Raw genomic sequence first — 17,073 nt, 5'->3', positions numbered from 1 at the left:
TGAGGTGCAATATGGAGAGTGAGAAAGGTTTCACATTAGTAGAAGTATTAGTTTCTATTGTTCTCCTCGGTATTATTTTTACAAGTTTTTATGGACTTCTCGTTCAAAGTGCCCAAACGAATACGGTTTCTCGGACGATGATGGATTTATCTTACGTTGCTCAAAATGAATTCGAGTTGATGAAAGCAAAAGGGCAGGAGACTAGTGCCAAGACGAGAATTCAAATAGTTGAAGAACTCGGCTATACCTATCGACAAACGTCCTTAATAAATGGGACGGTATGGCTGGAATTCTCAAAACCGATTCCACTTGATAATCGGCGCATCGTTTTAAGGGTGGAGAATAGTCCCTCAGCTTTAAATCGAATCATTATCGAAGTGTTTGAAGAGGCAACGATTGACTCTAATACAAAACTGGAGGGCGTCTTGAGGTGGGGATGAAGCAATTTGTTATCAAAATCCGTAATGAATCAAAAGGCGTTACTTTAGTCGAACTACTGGTGACAATAGTCATTAGCTCAATTGTTGTAATCGTATTGGCAAATATTTTGACTGGTCTTGTTCAATTCAATCAATCCGAAAAAGTACGAGATCATCAAACGGCAGAGATGCGATTAGTCATTAAGATGATTACTACTGATGTTCGCAGAAGCAGCGCGTTTGAAATGAATTCCTCAGCTTTGACTGTGAATAGTCGTACATACAAAGAGAGTAATGGAGTCATTTATCGAAACAATGAAGTGATTGCGCGAGGCATCGAATCGTTGACGTTTTATTTCAAGGATCAAATGTTAACAATCGATTTAAAACTTGAGGGTGTCAATCAACCTTCAAAAGTCGTAACGACAAAACTGTTTATCGGGGAAGGTGTGGCAGTTGAAAACTTGGAATAATTGGCGCCTCGCTAAAGAAGAAAAAGGGAATACTCTCATCTTAGTCTTGATAGTGATCTTACTGTTTTCTTCAATTGGTTTAAGCATGATTCAGTCTAGTTTGAATTCTGTGTCGCTTTCGAATGGGGAAGTCAAAGAACAATCTGCCTACTACATCGCTGAAAGTGGCATCACGTATACACTTGATCAGATTCAACAAACACTCGACGAGGTGGAAGATTTAAACAAAATGACAGATGAACAGTACTACAACTATGTAAATGCCAACATTTTAACTGGTACTCAACCTCGAGTGTTTTCTTCGTTTGAGAAACAGAAAGGCATTCAACCATTGGCTATGGTAACTGTAAAGATGAGTAATGTTTCATCAGATCGTACGGTTAGAGACTACATCATCACATCGACTGGCCAGGTCGGTGAGCGAAAAAAAACGTTGCAAACAAGTTACTCGTTGGATCTCGAGCGGATGCCAGGACCAACCCTTCCTTCCAACTTAGGGATATACTCCAAAGGAAAAATGAAGCTCGCTAACGGAGTTGTGACAGGTAATATCCTCCTAGAATCGAACGCTCAAAATATGTTAGAGGTTACTGGAAATCCGACAATCAACGGAGCTGTCTACACGTTACCCTCGTCTCATTACAAAACTATTTTGGCGCCGAATTGGTGGCTGGATCAAAAGCGACCTACAATATACAAAGAAGACTTTAATTTAGGTTTAACACTTCCTGACTTTCCGTCAGCAAATGATTTCAATTATAAGATGATTCCCGATGCTACTTTTAAAGCGGGCAGCAGTCAGTACCAAGTGATTTCAAAAGGTAATATCAATATTTCGAACTGGATTGTCAGTGATTATGAGCTTATTTTGGATCAAAATTATAAAGTAAACGACATTAACTTGAGTAGTAACTATCGTTTGACGATTAACGTGAAAGATAAGGATGTGTCCTTATACGTTAATTCGATTCAAGGAATCGGACATTTAGATGTGAAGAGTCAACCGGGTGGGAGTTTAACGATTTACCTAGCTGACAACATTTCATTAAACGGTCATGTGAACGAAAGCGACGGGAATGATTTGTTCATGTATATCGGACCTTCTAATGGTCAAACAAAACTAGTAAAGAGTTCTGGTTATGGGAAATTTAATGCCTCGATTTATGCGAAAGATGCCAACTTAGAGTTCGTTGGTTCGGCCTCCCTGAATGGAAGTATTTTGTCAGGTGGGAAAAATGTGAAAGTTACCGGTGGGACTCAAATCAATGTACCTAAAAAATTAATTTTTGCTCCGAACGCCCATGTCGAAATTATTGAAGGCGGTACAGTGAACGGTGGGATTGTTTCCGACACGTTTACAATTAGCGGTGGAGCGAAAGTCAATGCAGCATCAATTGAATTAGACGACTTACCCTTCTTCGGAGAGGCAAGTTCAGAAACAAACTTGATTGTAAAGAAAGGGACTGTTAGAGAAATCGCTAACCCATGAGAACTTTTACAAAGTGGAGGAATTTAAATGAAACAGTTTGGAATGCATGTCTCCATCCTCATTGGACTTGTCTTACTCGTATCGCTGCCGACGATTGGCCTTGTCAATTATCTCGAGGCATCGGCGAAGACAAGTGCTACATATAAAGAGACAACGGTTGCCGGTATCGATGTATCAGGGATGACGAGAGAAGAGGCGATCATTCGGCTTGATAATGCAATCAAAGATTTTAATAATACACCATTCACATTGACACTGGTCGATGGAACGGCGCTCGAAGTCGGCAAAGATGTCGTATCGTTTAACGTCGATGCGACGCTCGATGGAATTGAAACTTCTGGAGAATATCCTCTTGTTACGACAGTTGATGAAGAATTACTTACTCCTTACTTAAATAATCAACCGGTGACGCTCACCATGGTCACGCCTCCCCTCGTTGAAGCAGCTTCGAACTTTAATTCGGATGTTATTTTAGAGATGACGGCTACCGAGAGCGAAGTTGTCTCATCCATAACTATAAGTCCGACGCCTGCGATGCGTTCAGCAGTTGAACGAATGAATGGTTTCGAGATGGAGGCTGGAGATATTTTCAGTCTGAAGACGTTCGGAGAAGACTTTGACGCACTCAGTACGCTTGGTTCGTCTATGTATCAACTGTTCGCAGCGACACCGTTCCAAATCCTTGAACGTGTGCAACATGAGAGGCTACCGGCCGGCGTTGAGCTCGGCTACGATGTCAAAATCGACGATCGTTCGAACTTCGCTGTGCAGAATACGGAACAAACTTCATATGCGCTGATCGTATTAGAAGAAGGGAACACAATGACAATTCAATTGCTCGGTAAAGCATTCGTTGGAGCTTATGAGTCACGTGTCGAAGACGTGACAAGCGTACCGTTCCAGAATGTCGTTCGCTTCTCATCTGCACTCACAGCAGGCAGTTCATCTGTCACTCAGTCTGGACAGACGGGTGAGTCGGGCAAGTTATATCGTGTCCGTATTACGGAGACTGGTGAGTCATTAGAACTTCTCGGTTTTGATTTCTACGAACCAATTCCGGAAATCGTGACAAAGAGTTCTGTACCGGTTCCTGAGCCCGAGCCTGAACCAGAACCGACTGAACCGATTATTATTCCAATTTTGCCGGATAATCCGGAAGAATGGCTAAATGAATGGCTACTAAATGACGATGTACAAGATAACAACGACGACGGATATGAACAACAGCCGCCGGTTCAACAAGAAGATCCAACCGCGGTACCAAATGAGGGGGCAGTCGGATGATCGGATATTTGATATTGGTTGCCTTTTGGGTACTCGCAACTCTGACCGTGTTCGCCTTATCCATTCCAAACACACGAAAGCGTGAGACGAAAGGTATTATTTCACTTTTTGTGGCTTTGCTTTCATTTGGAGTATACAGCGTTTATAACGAAGGGCTCGAGCGAACGTGGTGGATTTGGGCCCTCCTTGCACTCGTTTTAATTGGCGGTGCGGCGCTCAGTTCGTTCGTTGAACAACGAGGCTCCGCACAGGTGGTGCCTCAGGAGGAACCACAGAGGATGGTGAAGTAAGGTGAGACGAACGAAAAAACGACTTGGCGAGATGCTCGTCGAGGCGGGGTTAATTACGCAAGAACAACTCGACGAAGCGCTCGTTCAAAAGCGGACCGGGGAAAAGCTCGGGGATGCGCTCATGCGATTGAACTATTTGACCGAGACACAATTGATTCAAGTACTGCACGAACAATTAAATGTACCGGTCATTTCTCTATACGCGCAAGACATCAATGTGACGGTGACGAAACTCGTCCCGAAAGTTATTGCCCAAAAACATGACATTATGCCAATCGAGTTACAAGGGAACACGTTGTTCATCGCGACGGCAGACCCGCTCGATTTGATTGCGATCGATGACGTTCGTCTCCAGACAGGGATGAACATTGAGGTCGGGATCGCCACACGCGAACAGATTCGTAAAACGATCAGTCGCTATTATGAGATGGATGCGTCACTCATCGAGATTCTGAAAGAAGAAGCGCCCGAACTCGAGCGCGAGGAGACGGCGTCGCGCGATGACGCCCCGGTCATCCGGCTCGTCAATCAGCTCTTCTTGAGTGCGATCGACCAGCGCGCCTCGGATATTCACTTCGACCCGCACGAGAAGCAGTTGCACGTCCGCTTCCGGGTCGACGGTGATCTTCGGACCGAAACGATTTATCCGAAGAAGATTCAAAGCGTCATGCTGACGCGCCTTAAGGTCATGAGTAACTTAGACATCACCGAGAGCCGTTTGCCGCAGGATGGACGTATCAAATATACGCTCCGGGGCCGCCCGTACGACTTCCGCGTCTCGACGCTCCCGACGATGTATGGCGAGAAAATCGTCATCCGGGTGCTCGACTCGTCGGAAGGATTGACCGATTTGACGAAGCTCGGCTTCGGCGACCAGAACGAGGCGGTGTACCGCGACATGTTGAAACGGCCGAACGGGATTATTCTCATCACCGGGCCGACGGGATCAGGGAAGTCGTCGACGCTCTATGCGTCGCTACGCGAACTGAACGAGGAATCGAAGAACATCATCACGGTCGAGGACCCGGTCGAGTATCAACTCGACGGCATTAACCAAGTCCAGGTCAACGCCAAGGTCGGCTTGACGTTCGCGTCGGGTCTGCGTTCGATTTTGCGACAAGACCCGAACATCGTCATGGTCGGGGAGATTCGGGACACCGAGACGGCCGAGATTGCCATTCGAGCGTCGTTGACCGGTCACTTGGTGTTGTCGACACTACATACGAACTCGGCCATCAGCTCGATCACCCGCTTGATTGACATGGGAGTCGAACCGTTCCTTGTCGCCGCCTCGACATCCGGGCTCGTCGCCCAGCGGCTCGTCCGGCGCGTCTGTCGCGACTGCGGTCATGAACAGCCGGTCTCGAAGCGCGAGCAGGAACTGTTTGCCGCTGAAGGGGTTCCGGTCGAACGGATCATGCGCGGCAACGGTTGTGCCTCATGTAACTTCACAGGTTATCGTGGACGGCTCGCTATCCATGAGGTCGTGCCAATCGATGAAGGGTTGCGCCGATTGATTATGAACCAGGCGACGGAAGCCGAGATGGTCGCCTACGCGAAAGCGCAAGGTGCCCGTTTCCTCCTCGCCGATGGGCTTGAGAAAGTCGCGTTCGGACTGACGAATACTGAGGAAATATTGAGAACAGTGATAACGGAGTGAGCCTATGATTCATCAGTCGATTGAAGTGATTTTAACGAAAGCGGTCGAACAACGCGCTTCGGACATCCATTTGACCGCCGGCTCACCGCCGATCATTCGGGTCGACGGGAGCCTCATCACGATGGGTGACGAGAAAGTGTTGCCGCTCCATATCGAGAGCTATTTGAAGGACATCATGACCGAGGAGATGCGGGGGCGGCTAGAGATGCAGCGCGATCTCGACTTCTCGTTCGGGGTTCCGCGCGTATCGCGGTTCCGCGTCAATGCCTATTACCAGAGGGGCACGGTCGCGATCGCGTTCCGTTCTATTTCCGGGGAAATCCCGACGATGAACGAGCTCGATTTGCCACAAGTACTGAAACGTTTGATTGAGAAGCCGTACGGGCTCATCCTCGTCACCGGGCCGACGGGGTCAGGGAAATCGACGACGCTCGCTGCGATGATCCATGAGATCAACCGGACGCAGCGGAAACGGATCATCACGCTCGAAGACCCGATTGAGTATTTACATACGCACGACCAGAGCATCGTTGACCAGCGCGAGATTGGCTCGGACGTCATGAAGTTTGTCGACGGCCTTCGCGCCGCGCTTCGGCAAGACCCGGACGTCATTCTGCTCGGGGAGATGCGTGACCTCGAGACGATTTCGACGGCGATGACGGCCGCCGAGACGGGCCACCTCGTCATGGCGACGCTCCACACGTCGAGTGCGATGTCGACTGTCAGCCGGGTCATCGATGCGTTCCCGGCCGAGCAACAAGACCAAATCCGGACCCAACTCGCCAATGTCTTGCTCGGTGTCGTCAGTCAGCGTCTCTTCCCGCGCGTCGATGTGCCGAAAGGTCGTGTCGCCGCGATGGAGATTATGATTGGCAATCCGGCCGTCGCCAACTTGATTCGGAACGAGAAAGAGTTCCAACTCCCGACCGTCATCCAGACGAACCGGCAGAACGGAATGCAGACGATGGACATGGCGATCGAACAGCTCGTCCGTCAAGGCGTCATCAACCCGAACGCCGTACCAAATGAAGAGAGGTGACTGAATGGCCATCTTCCAATACGAAGGCAAACTGCTGAATGGGAAGCGTAAAAAAGGGCGGGTCACCGCCGTCTCGCTCCGCGAGGCGAAAGATAAACTGCGCCAAGAATCGATTCTGGTCACCGAGCTCGCTGAACTCGAGTCGACGGGGTTGAATAAAGAAATCAACCTACTCCCAGAGCGGGTCAAGGTTGAACATTTGATTATGTACGTGCGCCAGTTCGCGACGCTCATCCGGGCCGGTGTGCCGATTGTCCGGGCGACGTCCATCTTGCGCGTCCAGACCGAATCGAAAGTGTTGAAGAAGACGCTCAGCCAAGTCGAGGACGATCTGCGGGAAGGGATCGCGTTCTCAGAGGCAATCAAGAAACATCCGCGCGTGTTCTCGAACTTCTTCAGCTCGATGGCACTCGCGGGTGAGGCGAGCGGGAACTTGGAGGAGGCGCTCGACCAAATCGGGCTCCAGCTCCAAAAACAGTATGACGTCAAACGAAAAGTCATCTCGGCGTTGACGTATCCGCTCGTCGTCTCGATTGTCGCCATCGGCGTCGTCGCGTTCCTCATGGTGAGCGTTGTCCCGACGTTCGCGAGCATCTTCGGACAGCTCGGCGGAGAACTGCCGCTCATCACACGGATCGTCGTCGCCGTCTCCGATTTTGTCGCCGCCTATTGGTGGCTCATCTTCGGCGGGGCACTTTTCGCACTGCTCATCTTCACATGGATGTTGAAGCGCGACAAGGAACGGTATGTGATTGATGGACTGCTGTTGAAGATGCCGATTTTTGGGCCTATCGTCCTAAAGTCGCAAATCGCCTTGTTGACCCGAAGTTTGGCCGTCTTGCTCCAGGCAGCGGTCCCGATTTTATCGGCGATTGAGATCACAGAGAAGATTGTCTCGAACCGTGTCATCCGCAAAGGGCTTGCCCAGGCGCGTAAGATGATGGCGCAAGGAATCCCGCTCCATGAACCACTCGAACGGAACGACAGCTTCCCACCGCTCATGACGCAAATGATTGCAGTAGGTGAGGAGAGCGGGGATTTGGACTCGATGTTGAACGAGGTCGCGGAGTTTTATGAGACCGAAGTCGAGACGACGACGGACCGTTTGAAGTCGATTATCGAGCCGCTGTTGATTGTCGTCTTGGCGAGTATCGTCGGCGTCATCGTCATCGCGATTGTCGTCCCGATGTTCCAAATTTATGGCGATATCCAAAATCAGTAGAAACTTTTTATTTATTTGCAGATTTGTATCTTTTCAATCCTAAATTTTGAATGTATAGTAAAATTGTTCTACTAGTATTAGGTCAAAGGTAATGAATCTAGCTTACATCACAGCAAAACACACAAAAGGGGAGAATGAATCATGTTAGAGAAAATGAAAATGATTTGGCAAGATGCCAAACAATTGAAAGATGAGCGCGGACTCACACTCGTCGAGTTGCTCGTCGTCGTCGTTATCTTGGGGATTATCGCAGCTATCGCGGTTGTCGCGATCGGCGGAATTATTGAGAACTCGAAGAAGGATGCGATGGTTGCCGACGCGAAACAGATGGTGAGTGCTGCGAAGTTGTATGTCGCTTCAAACGAAGTAACAGATGGTGAAGTGATTAGATTTGTTGGAGCTCCGATTGCTGGGGAAGAAAATGGTAGTAACATGATTGATACGATGAAAGATCCATATGGTACGGCTTATAGTAATGGAATTGTTCTTGTTAAGAAAGATTCTAATAATAAATACACTTACAAAGTTTGGCTTGATGGAACTAAAGATATCGGTACTGCTGCTACAGATGCTGGCACAATTGCAAGTGAGAGCATAAATAAGGAATCAGTTAAATAATTTATACTCCGGCTGGCGCTGGGCACTCGCTCAGCCTAGCCGGTTTTCTGTTTTTGGCATATACTTACAAGTAAGGAAGTGACCTTGATTGGTTGAACTCATTGGACTCATTTACAGCCTCGTCCTCGGGGCCGTCATCACGTCATTCACGAACGTCGTCGGGCTCCGCGTGCCACGCAAACAGTCCATCGTCACGCCGCGCTCACACTGTCCGTCATGCGGACACGTCTTATCCGCTTGGGAACTGATTCCGGTCTTTGGTTACGTGTTCCTGCGCGGGAAATGCCGCGGCTGTGGCGGGCGGATCGCGCCGACGTACCCGCTCTTTGAACTACTTGGAGCGGTCGGTTACGCCTATAGCTTCTGGCTATACGGCTTTAGCCTCACGACGCTCCTCGCCTTCGTCTTCTTATCGACGCTCCTCGCCTTGGCGATGTCCGATTTGTCGACGATGCTCGTGCCGAACGTCATCTTATTGTTCACGGCACCGGTCCTCCTATTGCTCGCCTATGGCGCGGGTGTGGCCTGGTGGAGCCCAATTGGCGGAGCGGCGCTCGGCTTTTCTGTCCTCGCCACCGTTTTTTTCGTCTCCAAGGGGGGACTTGGGGCCGGCGATGTCAAACTATTTACAGTAATCGGGCTCGTCCTCGGGCCGCGCGACGTCCTCGTCGCCTTATTTTTATCGAGCTTGATTGGAGCGATCGTCGGACTGACACTGATCGGTTTGAAACGGATGGATCGCAAACAGCCGATTCCGTTCGTGCCGTCGATTGCACTTGGCACGATGCTGACGTTTTGGTTCAGCGAACGCTTTTTTGATTGGTATTTTGATTTGATGTAGGGGGAAACCAGCATGAGCCGGTCTATAGAGAAAGGAACGGTCGCGTATTTCTCGTTCGATGCGCTCAGCATCCACGGGGCCGTGATTAAACAAGGCGTGTTCAAACGCAGCGCGTCCGTCCAATTGGCGAAAGGCGCTTACGTAGGGGGACGAATTGAAGACGAGAACGCATTCGGTCTCGCCTTCGACGAACTGTGCCGCAAACTGAAAGTCCGAAAAGGGATGGTCTGTGCCGTCGATATGGCCGAGACCGAGGTGTTGTCCCGTAAAGTCGAGATCCCATCGACGATCCCGAAAGATGAGATTCGCGGTTATCTGTTCATGGAAATCGGCAGCTCGATCATCTTGCCGTTCGACGACGTCGCCTTCGACTACGAGGTGCTCGGCGAGACGGAGACGAAGACCGAGGTCATGCTTCACGCCGTCTCGGTCGATTTGACGAAAGCCATCCGCGCCTACATGAAAAAACGCGGGTTCCAATTGAAGAAAATCGTTCCGCGTCCGGTCGCCATCGCCAACGGGGTGGCCCGACTCGAGACGCTCGACCCGCTCAAGTCGACGCTCCTCTGGCACGTGACACCGTTCGCGCACCAGTTGCTCGTCCTTGAAGAGGGCCAGGTCCGCTTCATCCGCGCCATCGAGACCGACCTCCCGTACCGCGCCGAGACGACGGACGGGCTTGTCACGTATACATATAGCGGCTCCAAAGAGACGCTCGCGACGCAGACAGACGAGTGGCTGAACGAGCTGGCCCGTTTCCTCGACTTCTATCGCTACTCGCTCCGGACGGACGGACGCCCGATTGACGAGTTGCTCGTCTCGGGGACGGTCCCGAACCTTGACGATCTCGTCCAGACGATTGAAAGTGAGGCGATGGTGCCGGTCAAACGGATCGCCGACCCGCTTCCACTGTCTCACGCGACGCCATTGTCGCATCAGATGTTGCCGCTCCTTGGGATGGCGACGCTCGACAAAGAGCACGACGCCAACTTCATCAACTCGACCGATGTGACGCTCCGCTGGCCGATCATCGCGAGCTTGCTCGCGCTCTTGATCGGTGGCGGGGCGACCGGTTACTTGTTTTATGAAGTGAATGAGTTGAAGCGGAACGAGGCCCAAGTCGAGGAACAGTTGCAGCTCGTCCGCATCTATCAGACCGAGCAAGTGAACTCGAAAGGTCAGCAAGTCCTATCGCTCGACCAGACGGTGACGGCGCTCACGGCTGAAGAACGATGGGCCGTGCCGGCGCTCCGGGCGTTGACCGAGCAATTGCCGCCGACGGGCTACGTATTGACGTATAACTACGCCGACGGTTCGCTCATGAGCGTGCGTACTCAGTTCGAGACGCTCGCCGATTTGAATGCGTTCCAACGCTCGCTCTTGAACGACCCACGGTTTGAGAACGTCAAACTGCTCGGCGTGACGACCGAGACGAAAGCGGAGACCGAGCAGGAGGAGACGGACACCGATGAGCCGCTCCGTCCGAGCGTGCTCGATTCGACGAACGAACCGCTCCCACGCTACATCGGCGAGTTCACTTTCACGTTCATCGATGCCGAACCGGAGACGCCGGAAGGGGAGACCCCAGATGGTGAGACACCGGACGGCGAGACGGAAGAGACGACCGATGAGGAGGTGGTGAGCGAATGAAACGCTCGACGATTTATTTGATTTTTACAATCTGTTTGTTCGCGGCCATCGCCGTACCGTCTTATTTCGGCTACCAATACTTCATCCACCAAGGCAACGTCAAGTCGCTCGAGCGAGAACTGTCGCTCGAGCAGACGAAGCTCGAACTATTGCGCCAAGAAGGGGAAGTCGTCGACGTCGCCGACTCGCAGCGCCTCCAGACGCGTGTCCCGACCGAGGCAGCCCTCGACACGGTCGTCGAGACGTTATCGCAGGCGAGCCAACTGTCTGACGTGCGCGTGACGAGCATCGCTTTCGCCGACGGTGTCATCGCCGAATCGGAAGTGCCGGAAGACATCGACGAGCCGGAACCGAACGACGTGAGCGCGACGGCTGAACCGGCCGAACCGGTCGAAATCACGCCGGTCAACGCCTCGTCAATCCGCTCGACAGTATCGCTTCAAGCCGACACGTACGAGTCGCTCGTCTTGTTCCTCGAGTCGGTCGAATCGATGAACCGAATCCATATCTTGCGCACGGTCCAGTTCACCGGACCGACGGAGACGGGCCCGAACACGACGGAGACGGCCGAGCCGCTCGACTTCACGGTCGAACTCGATGCGTTCTATCGTCCGGACCTCGATCAACTCACAGACGATCGTTACGTACCGGCGCAGACGTTCACCCCGAAAGACATCCCGGTGTACGACTATACGACGCCATGATGCGAACGTCCCTTCAAAAAGAAGGGGCGTTTTTTTGAGGCGTCTTGGATTGTAAACGCCTGCCCGTTTGCCTACAATCGACAGTGAAGTGTGATACGGAAAAGAAGCCCGTTACGCACATATGGAAGGAGTCGTTACAATGAAACCAACACAGAAACGTGTCATCCTCGCCTCGATGTCGCCACGGAGGACCGAGCTGTTGAGCCAGGCTGGGATCAGTCATGAGGTCATCCCATCCAACGTCATCGAGGGGACGAACGGTCGGGAACATCCGGACGAGTACGTCGGACGCCTCGCTCGCGAGAAAGCGATGGACGTCGCCCGCGACAACCGTGACGCCATCGTCATCGGCTCGGATACGGTCGTCGTCCTAGACGGGACGATCTTAGAGAAACCGAAAGACCGGGACGACGCGCGAGATATGCTGCAACGGCTTTCGGGGGCGACCCACGAAGTGCTCACCGGCGTCAGCATCATCGGGCCCGAGCGGCAAGACTTGTTCGTCACGACGACGCACGTCACGTTCATCGACATCCCGGACGCGTGGCTCGACGGCTATCTCGATTCGACGGAGCCGTACGATAAAGCTGGCGCCTATGGCATCCAAGGGTCGGGCGGTCTGTTAGTCGAACGGCTCGAAGGGGACTTTTATAACGTCGTCGGTCTACCGATTCGTCCGCTCGTCGAAACGCTCGAACGACACGGGGTAGCGCCGCGCTTTCTGTGAATGAAGCGAAAGTTGGTGAAGGAATGACCATGGTGCTCGACCGAAGTGTTGAATCCGCGATCGCCCGGCTGCTCCAAATCGGGGGCAGGGGTGGCGACCCGCACGAGACGGCCCGACGGCTGTCCGACGTATATCCGACGCTCCGGGCGCTGTCGCAGGCGTCCGTGAGCGACCTCTGTCAAATCGAGGGCATGACGAAGAAGAAAGCTGAGCAGTTGCTCGCGGCGTTCGCAATCGGTCTCCGTTACGTCGAGGAACCGAAAGTGGAGACGCCGACAATCCGTTCGCCACAGGACGCCTATGAACTGCTCCGTGATGAGCTCCGGCTGTTGAACCAGGAGCATTTCATTTGTCTGTATTTGAACACGAAGAATCAGCTCATCGCCCGGAAGACGTTGTTCGTCGGCGGGCTCAATTCGTCGATTGTCCACCCACGCGACGTGTTCCGCGAAGCGCTCAAACTGTCGGCGGCTTGTTTCATCGCGGTTCATAACCATCCGAGCGGGGACGCAACACCGAGCCGGGAAGACATCGAGGTATCGGAGCGTCTCGTTGAGGCGGGTCATATCGTCGGTATCGCTTGTCTCGATCACGTCATCATCGGCGAGGACCATTACGTCAGCATGAAGCAACGAGGGTATATGAATGGTTGAACAGGGGGCAGGCGTATGTGCGTCTGCTCTAATATTTTTGATAATAATGTTTATAAGAAAGTATACAAATTAAATCGGAAGAGAAACATACAGGGAGGAAGAGAGCGTACGTGAGTGATTACGTCTCTACGAGCTTTAAGAGATATTATTGAATCGTGCTATGTAACTTAGTCTGAACAAGAAGTACTATTATATACCTCCTGTATTTGACTAAGGTGGTCTTGAAGTACCGCTTTTTCGCTTGTACGGTGACTTTATGTGAAGAATTGTTGGAATTCATCGTGGACGATAATTTGAATTAAATTCCTAAGATAGTAATTAGCTAAAATAATTTCTTAGATTTAAGAGGGGAATCGTTCAATCATAAAGAATGATACAATGCTTAATAAGTCATATAGTTTAAAACAAATTACTGTGTAAAATGAAAATCTAACTAATGCCAAATCAGTGGTGAAAAGGAGTTATTTATGGATAATACGTATTATTTCCAATATCTGAATGAGGAAATTCAATCGGATTCCCACATAAGTGATGCACTTATATATTTGGAAGCCTATGCTGTAAGTAATAAAAGACAAGTTTATGTTATCGATGAGCCAATAAGTGAGAGAAAATATAAATATCCCTATAAAAAAGCAATTGTTTTATTAATACCTAAGGTGAAAGTGTTAATCATTAATTTCGGTCGAGATGAAAACGAATTTGAAAATTTTGTTGAAGACTTCATTTATGATTTGGGAATAATTTCAGATAAGTATGAATACAATGAATTTCTAGGTCGATCGAGAAGATGGAGAAGTAATTTAATTGAGGTAGCAAACTTTGAAGGGAGATCGATAGAGGAAATTGAAACATTAATAGATTCTAATGTTTTGACAGGGACTGACGGCCGTAAAGCGGAGTTATTAATCTCCCTACTTACGGGGAGTATAAATGATATTGATCGTGTAGAAGGGGATGTACCTGAAAACAATCTAGAGCAAATTAAAAAAAATATTATTCTATTCGATAGTGAACAAACACGATTTATTTTTCAGGCTCCTAATAAAAAACGAGTCACTATACAAGGGTTAGCAGGAACTGGGAAGACAGAATTGCTTTTACATAAACTAAAAGATATTTACATTAACGAAGAAGATTCAAAGATTTTCTTTACTTGCTTCAATAAGATTCTTTCAAAAGAACTAAAAAACAGGATTCCAGATTTCTTCGATTTTATGAAAGTTAGGGAACAAATTAAATGGAATGAAAGGCTTTGGGTTGAGCGTAGTTGGGGGTCAGCTTCAGACAAAAATTCAGGGTTATATAGCTTTATTTGTAATACGTATGATATTCCTTTTGAAAGATATAACTGGGGAACATCATTTGAAGGAGTATGTAAACGAGCCTTAGAACGTTTAGAAAGTCTTGAAAATTTCACACCATATTTTGATTATATATTGATTGATGAATCTCAGGACTTTAATGAATATTTCTTTAAATTATGTGAGAAAGTCACGAGAAGACAAGTTTACGTGGCAGGTGATATATTCCAAAGTATTTTTTATTCAAACGATGAATATCAAAACCAGCCTGATTTTCTCTTAAATAGAGTATACAGAACGGATCCAAAGACCGTAATTATGGCGCATATAATCGGTTTTGGGCTGCTTGAAAGACCTGTTGTTCGGTGGCTAGAAGATAGTGAGTGGGAAGCATGTGGTTATCAAATTGAAAAAGACGAAGATAAATATACGCTATATCGTGAGCCATTAAAGAGATTTGAGAATTTGCCTGATAGTAATAACAAGAGTATTAAGGTAGGAATAATGCCTGACAAGAGCGATCCAATTATTGGCGTACTAAAGGCAATTGAGGAAATTAAAGCAGAAAATCCTACTGTGGAACCAGGTGATATTGGAGTGGTGTTTTTAGAAAATTCTGATGCGAATTTTGAGTTGGCTGAAAAGATAGCCATAGAAGTTGATTCGAGATATGGATGGAAATCTGTGAAAGGTTATGAAGTGAAAGACAAACAGAAAGGTGCTTTGTTTATAAGTAATAGAAATAACGTTAAAGGTTTAGAGTTTCCGTTCGTTATTTGTGTAACCACTGCGTCATTAACCAAAAATACAACATTAAGAAATTCATTGTATATGATGTTAACTCGCTCATTCTTAACAAGTTATCTAATTTTATCGTCAGAAAATGGTGAACTTAATCAAATTCTAAAGACTGCTGCAACAGAACTTAATCGCACTGGTACTATTACGATTGATAAGCCTAACCCTGACGAAATTATGGACACTCGTGTACTAATGCTTGAGGCTAACGGAAACAAGTCTCAATACGAAATCGTGGAAGAGATTTTAAATTCTTTAAACATTGAAAATGCGACTAGAAAGAAACAGCTGCATGCAATTGTTAATGTAATGCTACAGGATAGTGTTGATAAAGAAAAAATCTATAACTTAATCGTCAGTAATATAGATTTCTTATAGGGTGTGAAATATGAAAGAATACAAAATCGAAATTACAAGTGAATTAGAAGCTATTTTAGAAAACAAGATTAGGAAAAAAAAAGACGTAATAAAACTTTTGCTAGCAGCCGTTTCGTTATTAACTTATGGAACGCGCATTAAAAGACCTACGAAAGACCACCTTGTACTACGAATTGACAAAATGAAAAGGTTATTTGTTGTTCAAGAACATAAGATTACCACGTTTAATTTTCCTTTCGGTGTCGAAGAAAATCCTATAGACAATAAAGTTACTATATTTGACCCGTTAACTGATATGGAATTAGATGGTGCGAATTTAGCTATTTTGAGAAACATTTTTTATGAATTGATTGATAGTGAAGATTTCTTGTCATTGAAAGATTTAGATTCTGATCTTGAAAAAATAATGGATAGCTTTGATAGGCATACTGAAAAAGATCGGCTATGGTCAATAATGAAATATCTAATGGAATTTGAAGTGGGATATTTAAGATTTGATTATGACCTCGACGGGGAAAATGGTCGTATGCATCCTCTAAATCACCTCGATATTAATTATTCTACTGGTGTAACTTATAAGATAGGACTAAATTCTAAAAAAAGCGTTACTGAGTTGATGGATATTTTGGATTTAAATACCGAATGCTCATTTATTAGCAACTAACAATAGCAACGTGGGTATATGAATGGTTGAACAGGGGGCAGGCGCATGTGCGTCTGCTTTTTTGTTCAGACTCCATGTTTCCTACATTCCCTCAAAACAAAACCCCATAAATGTTGGATGGTCATGTCCAACGTTTATGGGGTAGTTCACAGCGGGTGGTTTTGGCTTGTCCTTATTTACTCGATGAAGGACTCGAAATGGGCGACCTACGTCGAGTCCATAAGACATACATGATCGCCATGGCTAACGTCAGTAGAATATATATAACAAACGTATTTAAGTTAAAGAGTTGATTACTCATATACGTATATGTAATACCCGTCACTCTCTCAAGGAAGAGAGGATCAGTAATCTTATACTCTCGTTCAATGACTACTTGTTGGACGTACTCTTTACGCTCGTGATAATTATCAACCTGCTGTTCATAGATGAAAAACAAAGCGATCCCGATGATGAACAACAGAGGGAGTAATATACGGGAATTAGAGTTGAAAAACTTCATCACTTTGATCCAATCATTCATGATGAACAGTGCAAGGAGCAAAAGGATAGGAATAAACAATAAAGCAGGGTTACCATTCCCAGAAATCTGAACCGGATCAACCGTCGACAGATTTCCAAGATAAAACGCGAGTGAAGCGATTGTGATCCGACTTAGAGCGAATAACCATTGTTTAATCATAGGTTCTCCTCTTCACTTAAATTTTTCAATCATGTCTAACATAAATTATAGGCCATAATCGGCCATCGTCACAGTCAGATAGTGGTCGTTGTATTTTGCAATACAAATGTGCACAATAATGCAACGAAAAGTACAGAACTTTGCCAGCTGGGTTTTAGTGTTTCGACAACGCATGCGT

General features: G+C 47.8%; 17 protein-coding genes. 16 read left to right on the top strand and 1 reads right to left on the bottom strand.

Annotation, left to right across the window (positions count from 1 at the left end; all coding sequences use genetic code 11):
• Positions 1-11: 11 nt before the first annotated feature.
• The 16 genes from KNP79_RS07805 to KNP79_RS07730 all read left to right on the top strand — a co-directional run bounded on the left by KNP79_RS07805 (position 12) and on the right by KNP79_RS07730 (position 16,213).
• Positions 12-440 (top strand): type IV pilus modification PilV family protein, encoded by a 429-nt coding sequence (locus KNP79_RS07805; protein ID WP_138859753.1) that lies wholly within the window; start codon positions 12-14, stop codon positions 438-440.
• Positions 437-892 carry a prepilin-type N-terminal cleavage/methylation domain-containing protein gene (locus tag KNP79_RS07800; RefSeq protein WP_371743427.1) on the top strand — a complete coding sequence of 152 codons (456 nt, stop codon included), beginning with the start codon at positions 437-439 and terminating at the stop codon, positions 890-892. Before KNP79_RS07805 ends, KNP79_RS07800 begins: the two co-directional genes overlap by 4 nt.
• On the top strand, positions 876-2,381 hold the full coding sequence (locus KNP79_RS07795) for a DUF7305 domain-containing protein (protein ID WP_215191881.1): 1,506 nt from the start codon (positions 876-878) through the stop codon (positions 2,379-2,381). Before KNP79_RS07800 ends, KNP79_RS07795 begins: the two co-directional genes overlap by 17 nt.
• A gap of 27 nt (positions 2,382-2,408) precedes the next feature.
• Positions 2,409-3,665: a VanW family protein gene (locus KNP79_RS07790; protein WP_215191879.1), complete on the top strand. Its 1,257-nt coding sequence runs from the start codon at positions 2,409-2,411 to the stop codon at positions 3,663-3,665.
• Positions 3,662-3,955, top strand: a complete 294-nt coding sequence (locus tag KNP79_RS07785; protein ID WP_215191877.1) for a hypothetical protein — start codon at positions 3,662-3,664, stop codon at positions 3,953-3,955. The genes KNP79_RS07790 and KNP79_RS07785 overlap by 4 nt, the downstream gene beginning before the upstream one ends.
• A gap of 1 nt (position 3,956) precedes the next feature.
• Positions 3,957-5,615 carry a GspE/PulE family protein gene (locus KNP79_RS07780; protein WP_215191875.1) on the top strand — a complete coding sequence of 553 codons (1,659 nt, stop codon included), beginning with the start codon at positions 3,957-3,959 and terminating at the stop codon, positions 5,613-5,615.
• A gap of 4 nt (positions 5,616-5,619) precedes the next feature.
• A complete protein-coding gene (locus tag KNP79_RS07775; protein ID WP_215191873.1) occupies positions 5,620-6,654 on the top strand; it encodes a type IV pilus twitching motility protein PilT in 1,035 nt (344 codons plus the stop codon).
• A 4-nt stretch (positions 6,655-6,658) separates the two neighbouring features.
• Positions 6,659-7,876, top strand: coding sequence for a type II secretion system F family protein (locus KNP79_RS07770; protein WP_215191871.1), 1,218 nt, complete (start codon positions 6,659-6,661; stop codon positions 7,874-7,876).
• 141 nt (positions 7,877-8,017) lie between these two features.
• On the top strand, positions 8,018-8,494 hold the full coding sequence (locus KNP79_RS07765; protein WP_215191869.1) for a prepilin-type N-terminal cleavage/methylation domain-containing protein: 477 nt from the start codon (positions 8,018-8,020) through the stop codon (positions 8,492-8,494).
• Between the two features lie 88 nt (positions 8,495-8,582).
• Positions 8,583-9,335, top strand: coding sequence for a prepilin peptidase (locus KNP79_RS07760; RefSeq protein WP_215191867.1), 753 nt, complete (start codon positions 8,583-8,585; stop codon positions 9,333-9,335).
• A gap of 12 nt (positions 9,336-9,347) precedes the next feature.
• A complete protein-coding gene (gene pilM / locus KNP79_RS07755; RefSeq protein ID WP_215191865.1) occupies positions 9,348-10,985 on the top strand; it encodes a pilus assembly protein PilM in 1,638 nt (545 codons plus the stop codon).
• On the top strand, positions 10,982-11,689 hold the full coding sequence (locus KNP79_RS07750) for a hypothetical protein (RefSeq protein ID WP_034776853.1): 708 nt from the start codon (positions 10,982-10,984) through the stop codon (positions 11,687-11,689). The genes pilM and KNP79_RS07750 overlap by 4 nt, the downstream gene beginning before the upstream one ends.
• Before the next feature lie 139 nt (positions 11,690-11,828).
• Positions 11,829-12,416 carry a Maf family protein gene (locus tag KNP79_RS07745; RefSeq protein WP_251132916.1) on the top strand — a complete coding sequence of 196 codons (588 nt, stop codon included), beginning with the start codon at positions 11,829-11,831 and terminating at the stop codon, positions 12,414-12,416.
• 29 nt (positions 12,417-12,445) lie between these two features.
• Positions 12,446-13,069, top strand: a complete 624-nt coding sequence (gene radC / locus KNP79_RS07740) for a RadC family protein (RefSeq protein WP_235420135.1) — start codon at positions 12,446-12,448, stop codon at positions 13,067-13,069.
• 467 nt (positions 13,070-13,536) lie between these two features.
• The gene (locus tag KNP79_RS07735; protein WP_215191862.1) at positions 13,537-15,549 is read left to right on the top strand and encodes an STM2767 family DEAD/DEAH box helicase; all 2,013 of its coding nucleotides are present in this window, start codon (positions 13,537-13,539) and stop codon (positions 15,547-15,549) included.
• Positions 15,550-15,559: 10 nt separating this feature from the next.
• Positions 15,560-16,213, top strand: coding sequence for an STM2766 family helicase-associated protein (locus KNP79_RS07730; RefSeq protein WP_215191860.1), 654 nt, complete (start codon positions 15,560-15,562; stop codon positions 16,211-16,213).
• A gap of 172 nt (positions 16,214-16,385) precedes the next feature.
• Here the strand turns inward: KNP79_RS07730 and KNP79_RS07725 are convergent, their stop codons facing one another.
• Positions 16,386-16,895, bottom strand: coding sequence for a hypothetical protein (locus tag KNP79_RS07725; RefSeq protein ID WP_034776857.1), 510 nt, complete (start codon positions 16,893-16,895; stop codon positions 16,386-16,388).
• Positions 16,896-17,073 lie beyond the last annotated feature (178 nt).

Source organism: Exiguobacterium sp. s7, assembly GCF_018618195.1.
Taxonomy (GTDB): Bacteria; Bacillota; Bacilli; order Exiguobacteriales; family Exiguobacteriaceae; genus Exiguobacterium; species Exiguobacterium mexicanum_A.
Note: the sequence above shows the minus strand (reverse complement) of the source record. Positions and strands in the feature narration are given on the sequence as shown.

Excerpts from the sequence above, each read along its gene's own strand:
- KNP79_RS07765 (WP_215191869.1), top strand. The coding sequence starts at position 8,018 with ATGTTAGAGAAAATGAAAATGATTTGGCAAGATGCCAAACAATTGAAA.
- KNP79_RS07790 (WP_215191879.1), top strand. The coding sequence starts at position 2,409 with ATGAAACAGTTTGGAATGCATGTCTCCATCCTCATTGGACTTGTCTTA.
- KNP79_RS07805 (WP_138859753.1), top strand. The coding sequence starts at position 12 with ATGGAGAGTGAGAAAGGTTTCACATTAGTAGAAGTATTAGTTTCTATT.
- KNP79_RS07785 (WP_215191877.1), top strand. The coding sequence starts at position 3,662 with ATGATCGGATATTTGATATTGGTTGCCTTTTGGGTACTCGCAACTCTG.
- radC (WP_235420135.1), top strand. The coding sequence starts at position 12,446 with ATGGTGCTCGACCGAAGTGTTGAATCCGCGATCGCCCGGCTGCTCCAA.
- KNP79_RS07725 (WP_034776857.1), bottom strand. The coding sequence starts at position 16,895 with ATGATTAAACAATGGTTATTCGCTCTAAGTCGGATCACAATCGCTTCA.
- KNP79_RS07775 (WP_215191873.1), top strand. The coding sequence starts at position 5,620 with ATGATTCATCAGTCGATTGAAGTGATTTTAACGAAAGCGGTCGAACAA.
- KNP79_RS07770 (WP_215191871.1), top strand. The coding sequence starts at position 6,659 with ATGGCCATCTTCCAATACGAAGGCAAACTGCTGAATGGGAAGCGTAAA.
- KNP79_RS07745 (WP_251132916.1), top strand. The coding sequence starts at position 11,829 with ATGAAACCAACACAGAAACGTGTCATCCTCGCCTCGATGTCGCCACGG.
- KNP79_RS07800 (WP_371743427.1), top strand. The coding sequence starts at position 437 with ATGAAGCAATTTGTTATCAAAATCCGTAATGAATCAAAAGGCGTTACT.
- pilM (WP_215191865.1), top strand. The coding sequence starts at position 9,348 with ATGAGCCGGTCTATAGAGAAAGGAACGGTCGCGTATTTCTCGTTCGAT.
- KNP79_RS07750 (WP_034776853.1), top strand. The coding sequence starts at position 10,982 with ATGAAACGCTCGACGATTTATTTGATTTTTACAATCTGTTTGTTCGCG.
- KNP79_RS07735 (WP_215191862.1), top strand. The coding sequence starts at position 13,537 with ATGGATAATACGTATTATTTCCAATATCTGAATGAGGAAATTCAATCG.
- KNP79_RS07730 (WP_215191860.1), top strand. The coding sequence starts at position 15,560 with ATGAAAGAATACAAAATCGAAATTACAAGTGAATTAGAAGCTATTTTA.